Genomic DNA, 19,976 nt, shown 5'->3' on the forward strand with positions numbered 1-19,976 from the left:
TTGCCGGTGCCGCACGTTAGCGCTCGACGGAGCGATTCCAGCGCTCGGTCCATTCGGTGCGATGCTGGTTGATCGTCGCCCAGTCCATCGCCGTGAGCTTCGAGATCTGCTCGGGCCCATACGGCACGCGCGCGGCGATCTCGGGCGTGAGCTTGACCGTCCTGTTGACCGGGCCGAGGCCGATGCCCTGCGCCTGCAACGCCTGCACCTCCGGGCTCAACAGGTACTGGACGAATTGCTGCGAGAGTTGCGGCTGCGCGTTTTCGGCCACCACGCAGGCGGCGACCTGCAACGCGACTGCACCTTCCTTCGGATAGACGAACTTCAGCGGAAAGCCGGTGTTCTGCAGGGCGACCGCGCGGCCGCTGCCGTAGGGCGCGAGAATCACGTCGCCGGCTTGCATCTGGCCGTCCATTTCGCCGGGCGTCGGCGCCCAGGAGAGCACATTCGGCGCGACCTGTTTGGTCATCGCGGTGAAGCCGGGGTCGATATTCTTTTCGCCGCCGCCGGCGAGACGCGCGAGCATCACGAGCGTGTGCAGGCCGTAGGTGTTGGTAATCGGCGGCACGCCCAGTTTGCCCTTGATGCGGCTGTCGGTGAGCGCTTTCCACGAATCGGGCGGCGGCAGGCCGGCTTTCTTGAACGCTTCTTCGTTGTAGCCGATACCCGTCGCGACCATGCCCACGCCGATCGCGCTCGGACCCAGTTTCGCGAGCGGGTAGACGTCTTTCATGACGGGCGCGTCGTCGAGCTTCGCGCACAGGTTCAATTGCATCGCCTGATACATGGGACCGTCGTCCATCACCGCGACGTTGATCTGCTGGTGTCCCTTCTGCGCCTGCAGCTTCGCGAGCGTATCGCTCGAATTGCCCGCGACGTAGACGATCTTCACGTTGTGCGCCTTTTCGAACGGCGGAATGATCTTCTGCCGGTAGAGCTGCTCGTTGGAGCCGCCGACATTGGCGACATAGAGCGTCGTCTCTGCCTGTGCGACGAGCGGCGCGGCAAGGCTCGCGGCAAGCGAAACGGCCGCGATAACAGCGAAGGACGGGGCAGATGGGGCGAACAGGCGGCGATGCAGCGCTCTTTTCATGACGACGATCTCCAGTTCCGGGGTGTGGGGGCGGGCTTCGCTGCCCGTCAGGTGTCATGCAGTGTCGCCCCGGCTGGTCATGTCGTCCAATACGAATAAAATACCTATCCATACCTGGATGATATGGATTGGCCGGGCACTTCCTGGGGAAAATACGCATGAATCTCAAGCACATCGAGGCGTTTCGCGCGGTGATGGTGTCGGGGTCGATGACCGCCGCGGCCAAGGCCCTCTTCACGTCGCAGCCGAACGTGAGCCGCCTCATCGCGCAACTGGAGCGCGACACGGGACTGCAGCTCTTTCAGCGCAGCGGCGTGCGGCTCATTCCGACGAGCGAGGGCGAGGCGTTCTTTCGCGAGGTGGAACGGGCTTTCGTCGGTTTGCAGGGTCTTGCGAATGCGGCCGCGCAGATTCGCAACCTCGGCAGCGGCCGCTTGCGCATTGCGGCCATGCCGTCGGCGGGCATGACGCTCGTGCCGTATGCGATCAAACGCTTCGTCGAGTTGTTTCCCGAGGTGACGGTGTCGCTGCATGTGAACACGTCGGCCACCGTCAATCATTGGACGGCGTCGCAGTTCTGCGATCTGGGCGTGGCGGTGTATGTGAGCGAGGCTTCGGACTGCGAAGTCGAGCAGCTCTCCGACGTGGCCGCGGTGTGCGTGATGCCGGCCTCGCATCGGCTCGCTGCAAAGCGCAGCATCAAGCCCGAGGATCTGGAAGGCGAGTCGTTCATCTCACTGTGTCACGGCGACGGCACGCGCGCGCTGATGGACGAAGTGTTCCTGCGTGCGGGCGTGCAGCGCATCCTCGCGATCGAGGCGCAATACACGGCCATGTGCTGCGAGATGGTGCGGCACGGCATGGGCGTGACGCTCGCGCATCCGATCGTCGCGCGTGACTATGCGGGCCCTGACATTGCGATTCGCCCGTTCGTGCCGGCCACGCGCTTTCAGACCTATTTGCTGTTTCCGCCGCACCGGCCGCGCGAACGGTTGGCTTCCGCGTTCGTGGAGGTGTTGCGTGGTTTGCACGACGAACTACTCGCGGAAATGGCGCCGCCGGTACGCAACACGGCGGCCCGCGGACGGGTGAAGCAGCGGGTTGGGGCGTGAATCGCGTGGCGCTTGCCCTGCGCGGCGCTGCGCCGCCCACGGGAGCCTTGGGGCAATCGTGAGGACCTTTTCACATTCGACGCACTACGACGGCACCTGCCGCCGACATACCGACAGCACGAGCTGCCTGAGCCAACGATGAAGCGGGTCGACGTCCAGACGCGGATGCCACATCTGCGAGACGGTGATCTCTTGCGTCGCGACAGGCAGTTCGAATGCATGGATGCCGGCGCTTGCAGCGCTTTCGCGGTAAGCCGTCTGCGCGCTCAAGAACGAGGCAGGCACGAGCGCGATGAGGTCGGACGTGCGGGCGACCGCGAGCGCGGCGGGAAAGCCCGGAACGACTGCGACGATGCGTCGTTCGAGACCGAGAGCCGCCAACGCGTCGTCGACGGGGCCGGTCGCGCCCGAGCGCCGCGAAGCGACGACGTGATCGAAGGCGACGTACCGTTCCGGCGTTATCGCGCCTTCACGTTCGAGAGGATGACCTTTTCTCACTACGCCCACGAAACGATCGCGGAAAAGCGCCTGTAACCGTACTTCGGGGCCCATGTTGCCGAGCACGCCGATTTCCAGGTCCGCGGAACCGTCGCGCAGAGGCGTCGCGTTTTTTTCCGGTTTGGATGTGAAGCGCAAGCGCACATGCGGCGCGAGCTTCGTTGCCGCCTCGATCAGCGCCGAGCCGAAAGCTTCGACGAACCCGTCGTTCGCGCGAATGGTGAAGGTGTGCCGCAGTGTCGACAAATCCGGCTCGGTCCGCGACGGACGCAGCACCGCCCGCGCTTCATGAAGCGCATTTCGCGTGCGCTCGCGAATCGCCTCGGCATACGGCGTCAACACCATCTCGCGGCCCGCGCGAACCAGCAACGGGTCGCCGGTTGTGGCGCGAAGCCGCGCAAGCGTCCGGCTCATTGCGGATGCGCTTAGCCCGAGGCGGCGGGCAGCGCCGGCCACGCTTCCATCGTCGAGCAGTGTTTCGAGCGCAATCAGCAGGTTCAGGTCGGTTTCGGGCATGCCTGATCGTAACATCGGCGCACGGGACGAGGCGTTCGATGCAGGTTATCAATGCATGTGGCGCGCCTTCCGGCAGGGCTCGCGCGCCGCTATATTTTCCTGGTCGAGCCATTCACAGGATCAGATCATGGAAGCTAACCCTTCGCAGAAAACCGTCCTTCTCATTGGTGCATCGCGTGGTCTTGGCCTCGCCATGGCCGAGGAATACCTGAAACGCGGCTGGCGTGTGATCGCGACGGCGCGAGCCCGTTCCACGCAGAGGCTGTGCGAACTTCGAGGCGCGCTCGAAGTCGAGGTGCTGGACATCACCGTTGCACAGCAGATGGCGGACTTGCGCGCACGCCTCGCCGGCCGTCGGCTGGACGTGCTGTTCGTGAACGCAGGCGTCAAGAACGATGACCGCGAAACGATAGCGGACGTCTCCACCGAAGAGTTCGTGCGTGTCATGGTGACCAATTCGCTGAGTCCGATGCGGGTAGTTGAGGCGTTCCACGACCTCGTTAAGCCGAGCGGCACCATCGGCGTTATGTCCTCCGGGCAGGGCAGCCTGACGAACAACGTGAATGGGAACTACGAGGTTTATCGCGGCAGCAAGGCCGCGCTCAACATGTTCATGCGCAGCTTCGCGGCACGTCACGCCGATGATCCGCGAACCTTGTTATTGATGGCGCCGGGCTGGGTGCGCACGGACATGGGCGGTCCGGAAGCCCGCCTGAGCATCGAAGAGAGCATTCCCAACCTGCTCGATACGATGGAGGCTTACGAGGGCCGCTCCGGATTGCACTACCTCGATTACCTTGGGCGAATCGTGCCGTGGTGAAGGGCTGACCGGAAACGGGCATTCGCTTTAGCCTTCACGCGATGTATCGGCGAACAGCGTATGGCGTGCATACGTGCCGCTTCCGTCTGATACAGGAGCCGAATGGCCCGGCCTGTCATGCACCGGTTTCTCGGCCGCAGTGAACGCGTAGCGCGTGAGCCATTCGCCATAACCCGCGACGAGAAAACCTCCCGAGCGTGCGATGTACTGCTCGCGGGACGCCTCATAGACGGTCCGTAGTGCGAACCATGGCACATGCGGCAAGTCATGGTGGACCAGATGAAAGTTGTTGTTCAGGTACAGCAGCCGCCAGAACACCCCCGCCTCATTGATCACCGTGCGGTGCTCGCACGCATGCGCCGCGCGATGCTCGCGGAATGAGCGAATCGAGCCAAGCGACAGCGACCCGTAGCCCACGCCGAGAATGAAGAGCCAGGCTGGAATTGAGCAAACATAGTGCAGCCACGCGGTGAGCGTGGCCAGCGCGGCGAAGTGCGCGAGCCATGCGGGGACGTCGCGCCAATCGCCGTGTCCGATCTTGCGCAGTGCATCGACGCCCGTTGCAGCAATGGCAAATGCCGGTCCCAGCAGCAGGCGGCCGGCCAGCGTATTGCGGCAAGCGAGCAGCGCGCGCATCGCCCAGCCGGCGCGCTGCCACATTTCTCTGTCGACGAAGTAGCTTTCCGGATCGTGCCCCGGCTCGGTCAGGTGTGCATCGTCGTGATGCTGAAGATGCGAATCGCGATACACGCGGTACGGAAACCACACGGCAAGAGGCGCGAAACCAAAGAGTGCATTCAGCCGCGGCCAGCGTGTGGGATGGCCGTGGAGCAACTCGTGTTGCAAGGACATGTACCACGTGCTTGTCACGGCGAGCAGGGCGGTGGTCAGCGGCAAGCCCAGTTCGCGAGCATGCGTGGCAAGGCTCAACCATCCGCCGTAGATTGCGACGATCAGCAGCCATGTGGGCCACTGGGTGCGCCATGTGAGGCTCTTTGCGAGCGTGGCGATTGCGTTGCGCTGTGTGTCGTCGAGGTAAATCGCCATCGGCTGAATCGTTCGAATCCGTGTTTCAGACCGATGCTACGGGCCATTCGGCTGCGGCAGAACCAATTTGTTCGGGATTGCATTGCGCCACGGATGGCAAGGGCGCGTGTGTTGACTTCCCGCGATGGCCTCGGGGCACGCCTTTTCATTTTTGCACGTAAGAGTCGCAATTTGGAATGATGCGTCGCTAATGAGCGGCGTGAATGCGCCGCGCGCAGCCAGCCCGCCGCGGTACCGGGCCCTCAAGTTTTGGCGCGCTCCTGTTCATGCCCCGATTGCGCATGCTCATGTTTGCCGCCCTGGTTCGCATGCTCCGGTGGATGAACGTCCCCCGCGCCTCGCTCGCCGTTTTCGGGCGCCCCGCCGGTCACCGGCGCGCCGCGCTGGTTGCCGAACGACCCGCCGCCGGAAGCACCGGTGCTCTTCGACGGGTTGCCGCGATCGTCCCGTTCATCTGACGCAATGTTTGTCATGCCGTGCTCCTATTCCAGTGCAATGGTGATTTCATCGGAGCAAAGGACGCGCCTGCACCGCCGCTCTTCCTGGCGTTAACTGTTGGTGAGAACCCATGGCGAGCGCGCAGTGATTCGCATTTGCGACGCAGTCGCGAATGTGTCCTACCGCACAGAGTGGAAGCGATGGGCGGCTATTCTCAAAGAGGGAGACCTGTGCATCCAGGTGGCTTAACACGAGGTGACGATGGCTCAAGCGAGCGTACCCCTTTGCGTGGACCTTGATGGCACGCTGACAAGCACCGACCTTCTCGTCGAATCGTTCCTCGTACTTGTCAAGCGCAACCCGTTGTATGCACTGTTCTGCATTGGCTGGCTGTTTCGCGGCAAGGCTTATCTGAAAGAGCAGATTGCCCAACGCGTCGCGATCGATGTGACATTGCTCCCCTATAACGCACGCCTCATCGAATACCTGCGCGAAGAGCGGTCTTACGGCAGGGACCTGTATTTATGCACCGCCGCAAACCGCAAGTTCGCCGAGCAGATTGCGTTGCACTTCGGTTTCTTCAAAGGAATCCTGGCGAGCAATGAAGTGTTCAATCTGTCTGGTAATAACAAGGCGTCCACATTGTCGGAGGAATTTGGTCCGCGCGGTTTCGACTATTGCGGCAACGCGCTGTCCGACGTGCCGGTTTGGAAACAGTGCAGACGGGCTATCGTCGTGGGCACCCGCCCGATCGCGGAAGCGGCAGAACTCGTGAATCAGAAGGTGGTGTTCTTCGAGGAACGGCGATCGCTCGTTGGCCTTACCGTTAGGGAAATGCGCGTTTACCAGTGGGTGAAGAACCTTCTGATTTTTGTGCCGCTGCTCGCCTCGCATCGCTTTACGGAACCCGATACGGTCAAAGCCGAAAGCATTGCGTTTTTTTCTTTCTGTTTCTGTGCGTCGGCGGTCTATCTGCTCAATGACATGCTTGATCTCGACGCGGACCGCCGTCACGTGAACAAGCGCAATCGGCCGTTTGCGTCGGGGCAGTTATCTCTCGCGTTCGGCATGTTTCTGGGGGCCGTGCTTATTGTCGCCTCAGCGGGCTTTGCGCTGTTGTTACAGCCTATGTTTCAACTCGTGCTGGCCGGCTATTTCGCCACCACGCTCGCCTATTCGCTTAGTCTGAAACGGTTCATGCTGATCGACGTCTTTGTTCTCGCGGCGCTCTACACCGCGCGCGTCGTGGCGGGCGGCACGGCGGGGGATATCCCGCTGTCGGACTGGTTGATCATGTTTTCGATCCTCATTTTCCTGAGCCTCGCTATGGTCAAGCGCTACGCCGAACTGGACGCGCTGTTGCGCGAAGCGAAGGTCTGCGCGGTGGGGCGTGGCTATGTCACCCAAGACATGGCTATTCTGCGGTCGTTCGGCACGGCTTCGGGCTATGTGGCCGTGCTGGTTCTCGCGCTCTATATGAATTCTTCCGACGTTCGCCTGCTTTATCGGCACCCGCACGCACTGTGGCTGTTATTCGGCTTGCTGCTGTTCTGGATCAGCCGTGTGTGGATGCTGGCGTTTCGCGGGGAGATGCACGACGACCCGATTGTATTCACCATGAGAAATCGTCTCAGTCTGCTTGTGGTTTGCCTTTGCGTGGCGACGGTAGTCGCGGCCAGCTGACTTTCGCCCTGACTCTCACCATCGGACCATGCCATTTTTCTTTCTGTTTTTGAGCGGCACGTGTAGTGCTCTCGCGAGTATCCTTTTGCGGCTCGCGGGGCGCGTCGACAATCATGCGCTGCTATTCGGAATGAGCGGCCGGCCTGCTCTTTATCGACTAGCGGCGATAGCGGCCTATGGTGCCGGCTTCCTGCTCTATGCGCTGGCGCTCAAGCGGGTGGAACTGAGCGTGGCATATCCGCTGATGGTTGCGGTGACTATCCTGGAGATACTGCTGTTCGGCGTCGTGTCCGGCGAGGCGGTGACGCTTCGAACCGTGCTGGGCGCTGCGCTGCTTCTCGCAAGTGTGCTGCTGCTTTACCTGCCGGCCAAAGCTGGGCCCTGAATACCGACTGACTGGCCGGGCTTTTTCAAGTGCTTGCGATGCATGTGAACGAACAATATAGTTTGACACTGCATAATCAATAAAATCGGTGGGCTGGCCAAACCGCATGGAACAAACGCCGACAAGCGCGCGCCAAGTTCGGTCAGCTGCTGCGCATATGCAGATCAGTCAGCTTGCCGTGCGCTTCATATCGCCTGCGTTTTCAGCCATTTTCCGCCTCGATTCCGTCGAGGCTTGCATATGATGCACACCAGCGACCGGATATGACATGCCTTCGTCGACCACTCATGTCCCCTGTCGCAGCGCCATCGCGAGCAGTGGTCGTGCGAAGACCGGAAGATTTCCGATACACATTCGCCGCCGATCGTCTGTTCGCGGTCGAGTTGCTGGTCGCGCTTCGCGTCCATGACCGGCCCCAGCCGCGTCGACGGATCGGACCCTGCCGGCTCGAAGCACACCCGCGCCAGCCGCTCCAGCGCGCCGTCGCGTACCGATGGCGGGCGCAGGCTGATGGACTCCACGTGATGGGTCATGGCCGCATAGAGTGAAGCGGCGGCCGCACGGTCGCCGTGCAGGTACAGCCGATACGCGACGGGTCGATACGCTCGCGCTGCTCCCCATGCCAGAGACCGAACGTGAGACGAATCACCGCACGTCCATCGGCAAGCACCGCCACTGCGGCGTCTTCGACCGAGAGCCGCAACAGTGCGACGGCCTGGGTAGTCCGGTAGAGGCACTGCACCGCCTTGGAGACCGCACGGACCTGCTCATCCTCCTGGCCGTACTGCATGCCCAGGCGCCGCGCGGCATCCGGCTGATCCCGCACAAACTCGAGACCGGCTTCGCGAAGGTAGCGCATCTCCCCGTCGAATTGCGTCAGGAACGGATTTGCCTGGTCGGCCTGAAATTTCTTCCAGGGTGCCGTCATGGCTGCAACTCCGGTGGCAAGGGTGGCAGGGAGGGTAGCCCGGAGATCGGTCCGGCACGTCCCGTTATGAAAATGCGCTCGGGCATGCGGAAACCGCGTAGCTTCAGCAAGTCGAGCGGTCCGGCTCCCGCCTGGGTACGCAGCACATAGCGCAATGCCGGCTTCGTACTGTCGGGGGGCTCACCGGTCGTTGCGGAAGCGGCCTTCGCCGCATCACCGGCCGACGCAAGAATCGCCTTCGCGGCGGCGGGCAGCATCGACGCGTCTGCTGCGTCACGATCCGGTCTGCCATTCCAGGCCAGCTCGTAGCGCGTATCGTCAAGCGGCTTGACCCTGGCCTTTTCCAGCATTCGCAGGAACGCCCAGTCGCCCGTCGCATCGAAGGCGATCTGAATCCCGGCATTCAGTGTCTGCCAGGTTAGCGACGCGTGGCCGTTCAGGCCGTTGCCCGGCCAGGCAAGTGGCGTCCAGGCGTCCTGCTGGTTGAAGTAGATGACCTGACGCCCGTCCACAGTCAGTTCGGTGCGCGTCACATCCGGCGTGGGTTGCGGCATCAGCTCGAAGTGGTAACCGGCCGCGCCCTGCGCGTAGAGACGCGCGCCGAGCGGGCCGATCAGCCGCAGCATGGCGAGGAACTTCGGATCGAACTGCAACGACTGCGGCGCGAGTTCGTTTGGCACCCACTGATCGCCCTGGCGCTTGAGCATGCCGGACAGCTCGACCTGGATAAAGCGGTTGATCAGCCCCGTATCGAGCCGCACGTAACGACCGAACTCCGCGAAGGATGCATCCGCCGGCGTCGGCGCGAACGGATAGCGCGAAGCAAACGATGCATCGAAGGGGGCCGTCACGCCGGCGCGCCATGCGTCATTCAGGCTCGCGGCAGCAGGCTGGAGGATAGCCTCCCAAGCCGCATCGAGCGGCCGCACGAACATGGTTTGCCCGAAGCCTGCCCACTGTGCGCCCAGGCTCGCGGCGGTCAGCGCCGCATCATCGCGCGCCTGCGAGAGGTCCGAGAGCTTGCCCTGGAATACCGCCTGCGCGAGCGAACGCGCCATTGCCTGCGCATCCGGGCTCGTCTGGATCTGCTGCAATTTCAGCCGCACGGTGGTATCGGCGGTCAGGACCCGCGAAAGGCTGACGCCGCTGAACGCGGCGGCATTCGCTCCGGCAGCGTTGCCCGCGTTACCGCTGCCTGGTGCCGGGTTCGCGTCGCCCATCAAGGCAAGCAGCGGGCCGAACGAGCGGTCGAGCGGATTCACTACGGCCGCCTGGGTCGCATCGCTGCCTTCGCTAAACAGCAACTGCGCCTTGCGCACGAGCGAATCGGTCAGCGCCTGCGAGGGACGGCCCGCCACGCCCTGGTCCCGGACGGACTTCATGACCGCGAGCAGCGGCGAGGTCTGCGCATCAGTCATGCGGGTAAGCTGATCGATCACGCCGGAGAAGTTCGTCGCCGGAATCCACTGGAAGCTGTTGAGCATGGTCGCCCACGCCGCCGTATAGTCCGTGAAATATCGGTCGCGCAGCCGCTTTCGCAGATCGTCGGCACTCTTCCTGGCGTCGACGGCAGCCTGCGCCGCTCCGACTGTGCCCTCTACGGTGGTGGCGCTGATCTGCGTGGTCGGCTGGTCGCCGGTCAGTATCCAGTCGCCCTCGACGTGCTGTCCTTTCACGGCGTCGTCGATGGCCTTCTCGACCACGCCCTCCCAGGCTGCTCGGGTAAAGATGCCGGGTACCGTCTGCGCCGTCGCAAACAGGCCGTGCGAGTCGGTGCCGGCAAGCAGGGTCGCGAGTGATACGTCCGCATACTTGCCTCGCGCCTGATCGAGTACGCGCTGATATAGCACGTCGTCGCTTGCCGCGAGGCCGATCTGGTTCACGAGCGTCGAACGCATCCCCGTAACCAGCGTCTGCGAGACATTGATCCGCCATCCGGGATGCGCTTTCAGATGATCGGCCCAAAACCCTGCGAGCTGCTGCGAGACATCGAGCCATTCGCCTGCCCGCATACCGGCGGGCGCAGGCCAGACGTCGAGCATCTGCGTCTTGAGGAACGACGCGTCGGTGCGCGCAGGCGTCGCGAGCATCAAGTACGCCTTGAGACTGTTGTACGCCTGCTGCTGGGCAGCACGGCTCTGTTGCTCGTCTGCGCGCACCTGCGAGAAGGCGCCAAGCTGCCCTTCGAGGGCCTGCGCGACCGGCTGGCGCAGATTACGGCTGGCCACAGTCTGGTAGGGCCGCCAGAGCGCACCGAGGAGGTCGTCGTTGTGCGACAGGCCCGCGCGCAGGTACCACGGCGCCCCATGCTGCTGGCGATATTCGAGCGTCGCGATTTCATTCTGTAGCGCGAGCTGCGCGCGCAGCGCGGCCGGCGTGCCGGGCGTAGCCGTGAACGCCTGGGCGACGGTCGTTTCGGCTTCATTGACGAGTGCCCGGTTGCCCAGCCCCGAGATCACCAGCAGCATGATCCATACGATGGCCCCGATCAAGACGCACCACGCGAGCACATCAGGCCAGTACAACCCCGTGCGGCGACCCCGATAGTTCGGGATGGAAGCCGCGATCTGCTGCCACACCGGCAGCAGGGCGCGCGGCTGCTCGCGAGGCACTTCAGCCACGGGCACCGCCGTCACGGCCTCGACCGGTGAATCGTCACTACCATGAGCCACGGGGGCTGGCACGACGGCCGCGGCCGGAAAGACCGGTGCGAACAGCACGCCCGCCAACGGCGCGCGCAGCCAGTTCGATGCGGCAAGCGTGCGCAGGTTCGCCGTGATTTGGGCGGTATGGTCGCCGACGTACTTCGAGATTTCCATCAGCCAGGTTACCCGGTTATTCCGGGTACACAGGCGCGCACCCATGTCCGCTGTTCGCCGCTCGACCTCGTCGAGCAGTTCGGGCAGTCTTGCGGCGGCAGCCTGCGCCTGCCGGCGCGCGGCGTCCGGCATGAACGCCCCCACCGCATCGAAGCGTTCGGAAGGGCTGCCGTTCGCTTCAACCGGGTGCAGGAAGGCGACCGGCGCCGCCCACCCCAGCGAGGTTGAGAGGCCCGAGAGCATACGCGGCAATTCGGTGTCCATATCGTCTGTGCGCGCGACATGCACCACGCCATCAACAGGGCGGCGGCGCAGCTTGCGGATCTGGCCGAGCCATTTCGCCGCCTCGATGCCGTCCGGGGAGGCGTGCACGAGGACCGTTTCGCCCACGTGCATGACGCCCGCATGCTTGAGTCCCGGCGCGACCTGATCGATGCGCTCGTCCATGCCGCTCACCAGCAACCAGCGCAGGCGACGTTGCCAGCGCCAGCCGTGCGAAACGCGTAGTTCCTCGTATACGCGCTGCAGTCGCGCATCGCGATTAAGCGGCTTCGCTGCCTTCGTGCGGTCGCCGGTTTCAGAGCGGAACAGTCTGGCAGCCCCGCCGTATGCGCCTGTTGATACCGCGAACAGATGGGCTACCACGACGACAACCAGCATGATCGGGATACCGATCAATAACCGCGTGCGAGGCGCACCATCCGCGATGCCCAGACGGTCATTCCCGAACCAGACCAGCAGAAGTGCGGCAATGGCCAGGACGAGCGCTGCGAGGGGCATGCCCCAGATCGCCACGCGGCTCGGAGCCGGCGTGCTGGCGACGGCTTCGGGCTCCATGCTCTTCAGGTTATTTTGGGGAGTCGTCATGCGTGGAAGCGTTGGTTGGTTTAGCGGGTATAACGTGGAGGATGGCTGACTGCAGGCCATCGACAACCAGTTGCGGGCCGTCCGTTACGCCGGACTCAATGGCAGCGGCAATCGCCAGCAGGCCGTTAGCCGCGCCCACGTCGCCGACGATACGATCGAGCCGGTGCAGTGCGGCGTCCTTCGACGCGGCCTGAAAGCCCGCGGCAGCGAGGGCGCGGTCGCTGTGCTCGACCGGCCGCGTGATCCACGCGCGCGTCACCGCTGCGGCCTTGACCTTGCCCCAGATCGCGGCATTCGCGAAACCGTAGCCGGCCTCACCATCGGTCGCCTGGACGGGACGGTGCAGCGCAGCCTCGTGGCGGACTTCCCGCGGGAGCCTGAAGTAACCGGGATCGAGCAGCACGGCGGCACAACCTTCGGCACAGCCTTCGTCGATGGCCTCGTCGTACCATGCCGCAGCGACTGCGAGAAGCGGACGGCGCTCGCGCGCGTCGAGCCACCCGTCGGCTACCAGCAGACCATCGGTCGCGGGGATCGCCTGGACCTCAAGCGGCGGAAGTGCAGCCAGCCGCAACGCCTCGCGGACATGAGCCACGTACAGGCCTGCAGTCTCCGGCGCGGCCAGCACGCGTACCTGCGGCCAGTATGGCTTTTCGTATCGCGTCAGCGCCTGGATATTGCCGACCAACGGTTCAAGCGCAACACGGATCATCTGGACAGCGGGACCAACCTCCATCAGCACGCCCGCGGCGGCGCCCTCGCTTTGCTCTTCACCAGCCACGGGCAGCCCGGCCACCAGCGGATCATCGTCCTCAAAGCGGTTACACATGACCTTACCCGAGCCATGGCGGGCGCTCTGCATCTTCAGGAGCGACTGCTTGCCCGCAAGAGCGTCGGCAAGGGATTTGCCCGCTAGCGGCAGGCAATACCCAGCACCAACTACATGCAGCGGGCGCTGCGCGAACCGGATTTTTTCCGCAAGCCAGCGGTCGCGATGATGGTTGCGCCAGTACGCGCGAGACCATAGGACCTCGTAGCCCGCGCGTGCAAAGCCGAGCAGGACCAGGAACACGCCGTTCGGGGCGCCCAACACACAGCTCCAGAACTCGAGGCCGCGCGCAGGCTCGCCCTTCGGCCACGCAAGCAGCACGATCACGGGGCCGAACACGTTACACACGAGCCACGTCGCCGCCCATGGCCAAAAGCGCATCCCGGGCGGATACACGCTGGGGCGTCCGGCGGGAGAAAGATCGACCGGCATTACTCGATGTTGAAGTTCATGAGCGACGAGAGCAGACGGCAGCCGCACGCGCAGCGGTAATGATGGAAGGCAATTTCCTTGCCGTCGCGATCGGGAAATTTGGCGTAGCCTTCGTTTACCGTGGTTGGCCCGTGCTGCTCGCAGATCGCCTCGTCGCCCTTGCGGGCGAGGGGGCGGCCCATCACCTCGAACCACGGTGAGCCGCCTGTGACTTCACCGCCGTGTTCGAGTTTGTCGCCTTTGCGGATGGGAGATTGCATAGCTTACTTTTCCGATTGGCTACCCACTGGAGACGTTTTCGAAGACATTTTCTTGCCGTTTCGGAAACGATCGATATAGGTGTACCCCTCACCGCCAGTCGGATCACAATAGGTCCCTTTTCGCTCAACGAGAGAAATATTGCCCTTCGGAGAGACGGAATAGTGCTCCTCCCAGTTTTCGCACGAGCTTTCATGGAAACACTGACCGACTAACTCTTTGTTTTTTTGATCAACACTCAAACACGGGATATCGCTCAGACGCTTATTGTAAATATATTCATCCTTCTGCCTTGAATACAAATAGACGTCGTAAAATTTTTGATTCGCCCCGCTGTCTCGAAGCACTACCAAATCAGCATATCCATTAAACGTCAGGTCAATCAATTTGGCGTCGGATGCTGTCACTCCATTTTTCACGGATATCGCCTGCCTCTTTCCACTTGGAGTGGTCACATATGCATGGCCATCCGACATGGACACGCTTGGAAAATTTTCTGCCACCGCAGCGCAGCTACAAACCAAAAATAGTCCTGCAAAAATATATTTTTCGATTTTCATAATCCACCCATGTAATTACCTAAATCGAATTGTGCACTTTACTCTTTCTGCGAATATGCATCATTATAATCGATCAAAATATCGGTTAACTTCGCGATAGAAGCAACAAAGACATTCGTTCTCGGTATCAGCCCGTTTAACGTACCGGTACTATTTGGATTGCCAGTGTTCACTGCGCGCGCCGACCTCTCAAATTCAGCAGATGCCAGAAAATCCATCCTGGAGAGGGATGTTCGACACGATTTGGAGTGATAGTCGTAATCTGGGCAGACATTAATCAACGTAGTGGCCGTAAACCGAGGGAGTTTATCCGCCTCAATATTTATATTATGAGTATTGTTGACAGGTTTGGCACAACTAACCCAATAGAACCCCGCAGAATCGCAAGCTGCAGATAGGTCCGTCTCAAGCAAATCGCGATAACCTGATGGTGGGCCACTCCATTTCCGGAAATCACCATATCGTTTATAATTTTCCTCAAACGTCAATTGGATCACGCCACGACCATACCAAGGGGCATAATGCGCCTGAGCTCCGCCGAGTTCCGAAGTGCGACTTAGATAGATTGTTTCTTGAATAGCATTTCCCATGAAATATGCAGTTCGCAATCCACTCAGAGAAATGCCATATTTTCGCAATGCGGAATTGATGTATTGCGCAAAGCGGTCAGCGCGGCCATGTGCAACCCCCCAGCGAAGCGTGGCGGTTGGATACACCGTCTGATGTACGCCATTTCTCGTTTGGTCAATGACCTTCCGCGGAAGGCACTGAGCAAGTTCCCTCACACTTAGCCATCCACACTTTCTGAAGTGGCGAATAAACGCCAGCGGATGGAAGAACCAGAGTTCCTTCCCGGCAAGCGGCGTCTTGCCCAGAAACTGGAACTTGGCCAGGAAATCGGTGAACTTGGTGTACCCATCAGGGTTGGTGTCTTTCTGCTTGCCAAAGAAACCATATGGATCGTTCAGGTCCTTGTACCGCTCCTCGTTGTTGGACGGATCCCACTCGCTACGCGCCTTGAACACCATCCCCCGGAGCTTCTCATTCACGCCATCCGTGTTCTGCACATAGCTGGCAAGCTGCAGGTTGACCTCGTTGTTATTGTTCGGATCGGCTTCGAGCGGCTGCGCCGACGGCAGCGAATCCTGAATGCCGGTCAACCCGCAAAGCGTGGCGTAATCACAGCGCCCGGCGTCGTTGAACGGCGTGTTGTCGCCATCGATCTTTTGCCACCCCGTGAAGAACGGAAAATCTGCGTCAGACAGCTTCTTGATTGCATCCGGCGCGATGTTGACATAGCCCAGCGTGCCGCTCTCGTCGAACGGCACTGCGATCCAGGTGGCGCAAGCCGCCCCCGTCAGCGTTGGATGGTCCGACAGAATGCGCCCAAACCGCAGCATTTCATAGCCATCACTCGGACACGCCGGATAAAGCGCCATCGCGCGGTCGTACAGGTCGTATTCGTAGCGTTTTTGGGCGCTGTCATACGGGTCCGCAATCGGGTCGGGCGTGAGCAGCGTCACATTGCCACTGCCCGCCTTATCGATCCACGCGCGCGTAAAGCGCTGCCCCTTGTTAAACCATGCCTCGACATAGAGCGTATCGCCCGCGCCAAGCGAGCCGCCGGGCACGCGGGGAAACCACTTCTCGTCCACGTTTGCTGGTTGCGGATAGAACTCCTGCGGCCCGGAAATAACGAAATAGCTGTGCCCCCAGTAATCGCTCGTCGTCAGCTGAGCCGGTTTCTTCACCCCGATCTGTACCTTGTCGAACCAGGCCGTGAAATCGCCGTCCGCCATGAAGATTTCGAAGTGCAGATGCGCCACGCCCTGATGCTGGCCGACGTAGCCAAGCATGTCCTTGCGGTATACCTTCTTCGTGCCGCCCATCTGGACGACGCCGTCCTTGCCCCCCGCCGTATCGAGCAGCCACCTGGGTAACGCGTTCGCCGAGCCTGTCTCTGGCGGATCGTTAAGTTGGGGGACGATGTGCTCCTGGCTGGTCATGTCCAGCAGGTGCATGTAAAGCGAGTAATACGTGATCGTGCGTCCGTCGCCCGTGTCAGTCTTATGCCGCAGCAAAACGAAGCCGGCGTTCGAGTTCAGCAAAGGCTGCCCGGTCGTCGAATCGGTCGTGCCGTCCGAGATTGCGTTCTTGCATACACGATACGCAACAACTTCCCCATCAGCGATCGCGCGGACAGGTTCTGTCTGTTCGCCCGGATTCAGATGGATGGCGCAATGGGAACGCCGGTCGAAGGTGACCGGCCAGGCCCCGTGATGGCCGACCTCGAACTGGTCGATGAAGTCCATCATGGGGTCCGGCTTCGACGCGTCGCTGGCCGTCAGGCCCGACGCCGGAAGAAAGGGAGGGCTGATGATCATGGCTTCAGTGGGATGACGATGGGCGAATACACGCTGGGGCGTCCGGCGGGAGAAAGATTGACCGGCATTACTCGATGTTGAAATTCATGAGCGACGAGAGCAGACGGCAGCCGCACGCGCAGCGGTAATGATGGAAGGCAATTTCCTTGCCGTCGCGATCGGGAAATTTGGCGTAGCCCTCTTCAATCGTGGTCGGCCCGTGCTGCTCGCAGATCGCCTCGTCGCCCTTGCGGGCGAGGGGGCGGCCCATCACCTCGAACCACGGTGAGCCGCCTGTGACTTCACCGCCGTGTTCGAGTTTGTCGCCTTTGCGGATGGGAGATTGCATAGATTAGTCAGGCCGGTTGTCGGTTTCAGTTATGTATCGACACGGTGCGAGAGAAAATGAACGCTTGGCCATTCCACAAATATTGATTCAGCGAATAGTCCGGGTTATCTGGATTGCTGACGCTGTACTCAAGAATCATCGGGATTCCGGCCTTGTTGACCTGGACCTTGACGCCGGTTCCATAAGAGATAAATTGAAATGCGTACTCGCCATTTTTTTTCACGAAGACCCCGGTGTAGGAGTTCGTCGCCGTCAAGGTCGGCTCAACCAGACACACCGAAAAGACCTGTCCGTGGAAGGGCTCTTCGTATTTCTGAAATTGCAACCCGGCCTGGAAACCCTCCATAGAACACGAATCGCTAGCGCCACAGACGAATTTCTGCATTTCCGCGTCAGCGTACAGCTTTTCAGCCATCTTCTCGCGTTGCGCATCAGTCCCGCAGGCACACGCCAGCCCTGAGAAGTAGAGCAGGACAATCAGGATGAGAATATTTTTCATGGCCGTTGCTTCTCCAGCGAGACTTGAATCGTATGCGTGGTTGGAATGTATCTTTTTTTCGGATGGTGAGTAACGGGGTCCAGGACGGGCTGGCCGTTCGCGTCCAACACAGTCTCCGTCGCCGAATTTCTCCGCCAGACAAAAGATAGCTGTTCCGAGGATCCACCTTCAATCAAATCCAGCAGGATGTATTTGATGTAGACAAACGACTGCAACCGATGGTCAAGGCCATTCACGTTTTGATTAGGCACATTGCCATTGGTGGACTTGGACGCTTGCACTGCCGTATCGATCTGCAGGCCACCGGCATCGGTTGTCTTGATGGTGTTCGTTCCCGTGGCGGTCATTTTCCTGCAGGTCCAATACAAGGCGGCACTATCGGCACAGTTGTGCCGGTTGAACGCCGTATTCGTATCGGCCAGCAACACATCGGGATTCCACTTGATATTTGAATATTTTGCAGGAGCAGATGGATCAACCGGAAACTTTCTGAATTCACCGTACTTTGAGTAATTCGGCATGTGCGTCAGCTGAATCAAGCCTCGCCCATAGTAGGGGCTATAGGACTTGTCCTCGCCGTGGTACTCACGCACGGCCTTCAGCCACCCGGATTCCTCCATCAATTGAGCAAGAAAATGGGTCGCCCTTTCCTTTGTCGAGCTGATACGGTACTTGCGCAGTGCCAAGTTCAACTCCGACTTCCAGGCGTTGCCTTGCGCCAATGCATCATTCCAAGGGCGTGTTGTCGCTACAAATTGCGTTCCGTGAAGCGAAAGCACTCGCCGCGGGACGCATTGCGCAATTTCCTCGGCGGCGAACCACTCGCACTTTCTGAAGTGGCGAATAAACGCCAGCGGATGGAAGAACCAGAGTTCCTTCCCGGCAAGCGGCGTCTTGTCCAGAAACTGGAACTTGGCCAGGAAATCGGTGAACTTGGTGTACCCATCAGGGTTGGTGTCTTTCTGCTTGCCAAAGAAACCATATGGATCGTTCAGGTCCTTGTACCGCTCCTCGTTGTTGGACGGATCCCACTCGCTACGCGCCTTGAACACCATCCCCCGGAGCTTCTCATTCACGCCATCCGTGTTCTGCACATAGCTGGCAAGCTGCAGGTTGACCTCGTTGTTATTGTTCGGATCGGCTTCGAGCGGCTGCGCCGACGGCAGCGAATCCTGAATGCCGGTCAACCCGCAAAGCGTGGCGTAATCACAGCGCCCGGCGTCGTTGAACGGCGTGTTGTCGCCATCGATCTTTTGCCACCCCGTGAAGAACGGAAAATCTGCGTCAGACAGCTTCTTGATTGCATCCGGCGCGATGTTGACATAGCCCAGCGTGCCGCTCTCGTCGAACGGCACTGCGATCCAGGTGGCGCAAGCCGCCCCCGTCAGCGTTGGATGGTCCGACAGAATGCGCCCAAACCGCAGCATTTCATAGCCATCACTCGGACACGCCGGATAAAGCGCCATCGCGCGGTCGTACAGGTCGTATTCGTAGCGTTTTTGGGCGCTGTCATACGGGTCCGCAATCGGGTCGGGCGTGAGCAGCGTCACATTGCCACTGCCCGCCTTATCGATCCACGCGCGCGTAAAGCGCTGCCCCTTGTTAAACCATGCCTCGACATAGAGCGTATCGCCCGCGCCAAGCGAGCCGCCGGGCACGCGGGGAAACCACTTCTCGTCCACGTTTGCTGGTTGCGGATAGAACTCCTGCGGCCCGGAAATAACGAAATAGCTGTGCCCCCAGTAATCGCTCGTCGTCAGCTGAGCCGGTTTCTTCACCCCGATCTGTACCTTGTCGAACCAGGCCGTGAAATCGCCGTCCGCCATGAAGATTTCGAAGTGCAGATGCGCCACGCCCTGATGCTGGCCGACGTAGCCAAGCATGTCCTTGCGGTATACCTTCTTCGTGCCGCCCATCTGGACGACGCCGTCCTTGCCCCCCGCCGTATCGAGCAGCCACCTGGGTAACGCGTTCGCCGAGCCTGTCTCTGGCGGATCGTTAGGTTGGGGGACGGTGTGCTCCTGGCTGGTCATGTCCAGCAGGTGCATGTAGAGCGAGTAATACGTGATCGTGCGTCCGTCGCCCGCGTCGGTCTTGTGCCGCAGCAAAACGAAGCCGGCGTTCGAGTTCAGCAAAGGCTGGCCGGTTTGAGGGTCCACCGTGCCATCCGAGACGGCGTCCCTGGAGACCCGATACGCGACAACATCCCCATCGGCGATTGCACGCACCGGCTCTGCCTGGCCCGCGCCCTGCGCGCGAGGATTCAGATGGATGGCGCAATGAGAACGCCGGTCGAAGGTGACCGGCCAGGCCCCGTGATGGCCGACCTCGAACTGGTCGATGAAGTCCATCATGGGGTCCGGTTTCGAAACGTCGTTGGCCGTCAGGCCCGACGCCGGAAGAAAGGGAGGGCTGATGATCATGGCTTCAGTGGGATGACGATGGGCGAATACACGCTGGGGCGTCCGGAGGGAGAAAGA

18 protein-coding genes are annotated in these 19,976 nt (G+C 61.1%); 4 read left to right on the forward strand and 14 right to left on the reverse strand.

Annotated elements, in window-relative coordinates:
• Positions 1–16: 16 nt before the first annotated feature.
• Positions 17–1,093 (reverse strand): ABC transporter substrate-binding protein, encoded by a 1,077-nt coding sequence (locus ACEN8U_RS06285; protein ID WP_310108106.1) that lies wholly within the window; start codon positions 1,091–1,093, stop codon positions 17–19.
• A 158-nt stretch (positions 1,094–1,251) separates the two neighbouring features.
• On the opposite strand from ACEN8U_RS06285, the gene ACEN8U_RS06290 reads away from it, so the two are divergent.
• Positions 1,252–2,205 carry a LysR substrate-binding domain-containing protein gene (locus tag ACEN8U_RS06290; protein WP_310108104.1) on the forward strand — a complete coding sequence of 318 codons (954 nt, stop codon included), beginning with the start codon at positions 1,252–1,254 and terminating at the stop codon, positions 2,203–2,205.
• 84 nt (positions 2,206–2,289) lie between these two features.
• Here ACEN8U_RS06290 and ACEN8U_RS06295 read toward each other — a convergent pair whose 3' ends face one another.
• The gene (locus tag ACEN8U_RS06295) at positions 2,290–3,219 is read right to left on the reverse strand and encodes a LysR family transcriptional regulator (RefSeq protein ID WP_310108102.1); all 930 of its coding nucleotides are present in this window, start codon (positions 3,217–3,219) and stop codon (positions 2,290–2,292) included.
• A 127-nt stretch (positions 3,220–3,346) separates the two neighbouring features.
• On the opposite strand from ACEN8U_RS06295, the gene ACEN8U_RS06300 reads away from it, so the two are divergent.
• A complete protein-coding gene (locus ACEN8U_RS06300) occupies positions 3,347–4,039 on the forward strand; it encodes an SDR family NAD(P)-dependent oxidoreductase (protein WP_310108752.1) in 693 nt (230 codons plus the stop codon).
• Between the two features lie 27 nt (positions 4,040–4,066).
• Here the strand turns inward: ACEN8U_RS06300 and ACEN8U_RS06305 are convergent, their stop codons facing one another.
• The gene (locus ACEN8U_RS06305) at positions 4,067–5,086 is read right to left on the reverse strand and encodes a fatty acid desaturase (protein ID WP_310108101.1); all 1,020 of its coding nucleotides are present in this window, start codon (positions 5,084–5,086) and stop codon (positions 4,067–4,069) included.
• A gap of 242 nt (positions 5,087–5,328) precedes the next feature.
• A complete protein-coding gene (locus ACEN8U_RS06310) occupies positions 5,329–5,559 on the reverse strand; it encodes a hypothetical protein (RefSeq protein ID WP_310108099.1) in 231 nt (76 codons plus the stop codon).
• Positions 5,560–5,785: 226 nt separating this feature from the next.
• Here ACEN8U_RS06310 and ACEN8U_RS06315 point away from each other — a divergent pair, with 226 nt between their 5' ends.
• Together ACEN8U_RS06315 and ACEN8U_RS06320 are read left to right on the forward strand one after the other, a co-directional pair.
• Positions 5,786–7,207 carry a UbiA family prenyltransferase gene (locus ACEN8U_RS06315; protein WP_310108098.1) on the forward strand — a complete coding sequence of 474 codons (1,422 nt, stop codon included), beginning with the start codon at positions 5,786–5,788 and terminating at the stop codon, positions 7,205–7,207.
• A 28-nt stretch (positions 7,208–7,235) separates the two neighbouring features.
• Complete coding sequence (locus tag ACEN8U_RS06320; RefSeq protein WP_310108096.1) at positions 7,236–7,592, forward strand: ligand-binding protein SH3; 357 nt, start codon at positions 7,236–7,238, stop codon at positions 7,590–7,592.
• Positions 7,593–7,777: 185 nt separating this feature from the next.
• On the opposite strand, the gene ACEN8U_RS06325 is transcribed toward ACEN8U_RS06320, so the two are convergent.
• The 10 genes from ACEN8U_RS06325 to ACEN8U_RS06370 all read right to left on the reverse strand — a co-directional run bounded on the left by ACEN8U_RS06325 (position 7,778) and on the right by ACEN8U_RS06370 (position 19,919).
• Entirely contained in the window at positions 7,778–8,125 is a 348-nt protein-coding gene (locus ACEN8U_RS06325) for a hypothetical protein (protein ID WP_310108094.1), read from the reverse strand.
• The gene (locus tag ACEN8U_RS06330; RefSeq protein WP_310108092.1) at positions 8,122–8,520 is read right to left on the reverse strand and encodes a hypothetical protein; all 399 of its coding nucleotides are present in this window, start codon (positions 8,518–8,520) and stop codon (positions 8,122–8,124) included. Before ACEN8U_RS06330 ends, ACEN8U_RS06325 begins: the two co-directional genes overlap by 4 nt.
• Positions 8,517–12,206, reverse strand: a complete 3,690-nt coding sequence (locus ACEN8U_RS06335; protein WP_310108090.1) for an ImcF-related family protein — start codon at positions 12,204–12,206, stop codon at positions 8,517–8,519. The genes ACEN8U_RS06330 and ACEN8U_RS06335 overlap by 4 nt, the downstream gene beginning before the upstream one ends.
• Complete coding sequence (locus tag ACEN8U_RS06340) at positions 12,187–13,362, reverse strand: hypothetical protein (RefSeq protein ID WP_310108087.1); 1,176 nt, start codon at positions 13,360–13,362, stop codon at positions 12,187–12,189. Before ACEN8U_RS06340 ends, ACEN8U_RS06335 begins: the two co-directional genes overlap by 20 nt.
• Before the next feature lie 104 nt (positions 13,363–13,466).
• Positions 13,467–13,727, reverse strand: coding sequence for a PAAR domain-containing protein (locus ACEN8U_RS06345; protein ID WP_310108085.1), 261 nt, complete (start codon positions 13,725–13,727; stop codon positions 13,467–13,469).
• Between the two features lie 3 nt (positions 13,728–13,730).
• A complete protein-coding gene (locus tag ACEN8U_RS06350) occupies positions 13,731–14,285 on the reverse strand; it encodes an XAC2610-related protein (protein WP_310108083.1) in 555 nt (184 codons plus the stop codon).
• 38 nt (positions 14,286–14,323) lie between these two features.
• Positions 14,324–16,669, reverse strand: coding sequence for a hypothetical protein (locus ACEN8U_RS06355; RefSeq protein ID WP_413656787.1), 2,346 nt, complete (start codon positions 16,667–16,669; stop codon positions 14,324–14,326).
• 67 nt (positions 16,670–16,736) lie between these two features.
• Positions 16,737–16,997 (reverse strand): PAAR domain-containing protein, encoded by a 261-nt coding sequence (locus ACEN8U_RS06360; protein ID WP_310112409.1) that lies wholly within the window; start codon positions 16,995–16,997, stop codon positions 16,737–16,739.
• 25 nt (positions 16,998–17,022) lie between these two features.
• Positions 17,023–17,496, reverse strand: a complete 474-nt coding sequence (locus tag ACEN8U_RS06365) for a hypothetical protein (protein WP_310112406.1) — start codon at positions 17,494–17,496, stop codon at positions 17,023–17,025.
• Positions 17,493–19,919 (reverse strand): hypothetical protein, encoded by a 2,427-nt coding sequence (locus ACEN8U_RS06370; protein ID WP_413656790.1) that lies wholly within the window; start codon positions 19,917–19,919, stop codon positions 17,493–17,495. Before ACEN8U_RS06370 ends, ACEN8U_RS06365 begins: the two co-directional genes overlap by 4 nt.
• Positions 19,920–19,976: the final 57 nt, after the last annotated feature.

It is taken from the genome of Paraburkholderia phenoliruptrix, from assembly GCF_047325075.1.
GTDB lineage: Bacteria > Pseudomonadota > Gammaproteobacteria > Burkholderiales > Burkholderiaceae > Paraburkholderia > Paraburkholderia phenoliruptrix.

Bases quoted from the DNA above. Each gene is read 5' to 3' on its own strand.
- ACEN8U_RS06290 (WP_310108104.1), top strand. From the start codon at position 1,252: ATGAATCTCAAGCACATCGAGGCGTTTCGCGCGGTGATGGTGTCGGGG.
- ACEN8U_RS06315 (WP_310108098.1), top strand. From the start codon at position 5,786: ATGGCTCAAGCGAGCGTACCCCTTTGCGTGGACCTTGATGGCACGCTG.
- ACEN8U_RS06365 (WP_310112406.1), bottom strand. From the start codon at position 17,496: ATGAAAAATATTCTCATCCTGATTGTCCTGCTCTACTTCTCAGGGCTG.
- ACEN8U_RS06350 (WP_310108083.1), bottom strand. From the start codon at position 14,285: ATGAAAATCGAAAAATATATTTTTGCAGGACTATTTTTGGTTTGTAGC.
- ACEN8U_RS06330 (WP_310108092.1), bottom strand. From the start codon at position 8,520: ATGACGGCACCCTGGAAGAAATTTCAGGCCGACCAGGCAAATCCGTTC.
- ACEN8U_RS06325 (WP_310108094.1), bottom strand. From the start codon at position 8,125: ATGACCCATCACGTGGAGTCCATCAGCCTGCGCCCGCCATCGGTACGC.
- ACEN8U_RS06360 (WP_310112409.1), bottom strand. From the start codon at position 16,997: ATGCAATCTCCCATCCGCAAAGGCGACAAACTCGAACACGGCGGTGAA.
- ACEN8U_RS06345 (WP_310108085.1), bottom strand. From the start codon at position 13,727: ATGCAATCTCCCATCCGCAAAGGCGACAAACTCGAACACGGCGGTGAA.
- ACEN8U_RS06370 (WP_413656790.1), bottom strand. From the start codon at position 19,919: ATGATCATCAGCCCTCCCTTTCTTCCGGCGTCGGGCCTGACGGCCAAC.
- ACEN8U_RS06305 (WP_310108101.1), bottom strand. From the start codon at position 5,086: ATGGCGATTTACCTCGACGACACACAGCGCAACGCAATCGCCACGCTC.
- ACEN8U_RS06310 (WP_310108099.1), bottom strand. From the start codon at position 5,559: ATGACAAACATTGCGTCAGATGAACGGGACGATCGCGGCAACCCGTCG.
- ACEN8U_RS06320 (WP_310108096.1), top strand. From the start codon at position 7,236: ATGCCATTTTTCTTTCTGTTTTTGAGCGGCACGTGTAGTGCTCTCGCG.
- ACEN8U_RS06300 (WP_310108752.1), top strand. From the start codon at position 3,347: ATGGAAGCTAACCCTTCGCAGAAAACCGTCCTTCTCATTGGTGCATCG.
- ACEN8U_RS06355 (WP_413656787.1), bottom strand. From the start codon at position 16,669: ATGATCATCAGCCCTCCCTTTCTTCCGGCGTCGGGCCTGACGGCCAGC.
- ACEN8U_RS06285 (WP_310108106.1), bottom strand. From the start codon at position 1,093: ATGAAAAGAGCGCTGCATCGCCGCCTGTTCGCCCCATCTGCCCCGTCC.
- ACEN8U_RS06295 (WP_310108102.1), bottom strand. From the start codon at position 3,219: ATGCCCGAAACCGACCTGAACCTGCTGATTGCGCTCGAAACACTGCTC.
- ACEN8U_RS06335 (WP_310108090.1), bottom strand. From the start codon at position 12,206: ATGACGACTCCCCAAAATAACCTGAAGAGCATGGAGCCCGAAGCCGTC.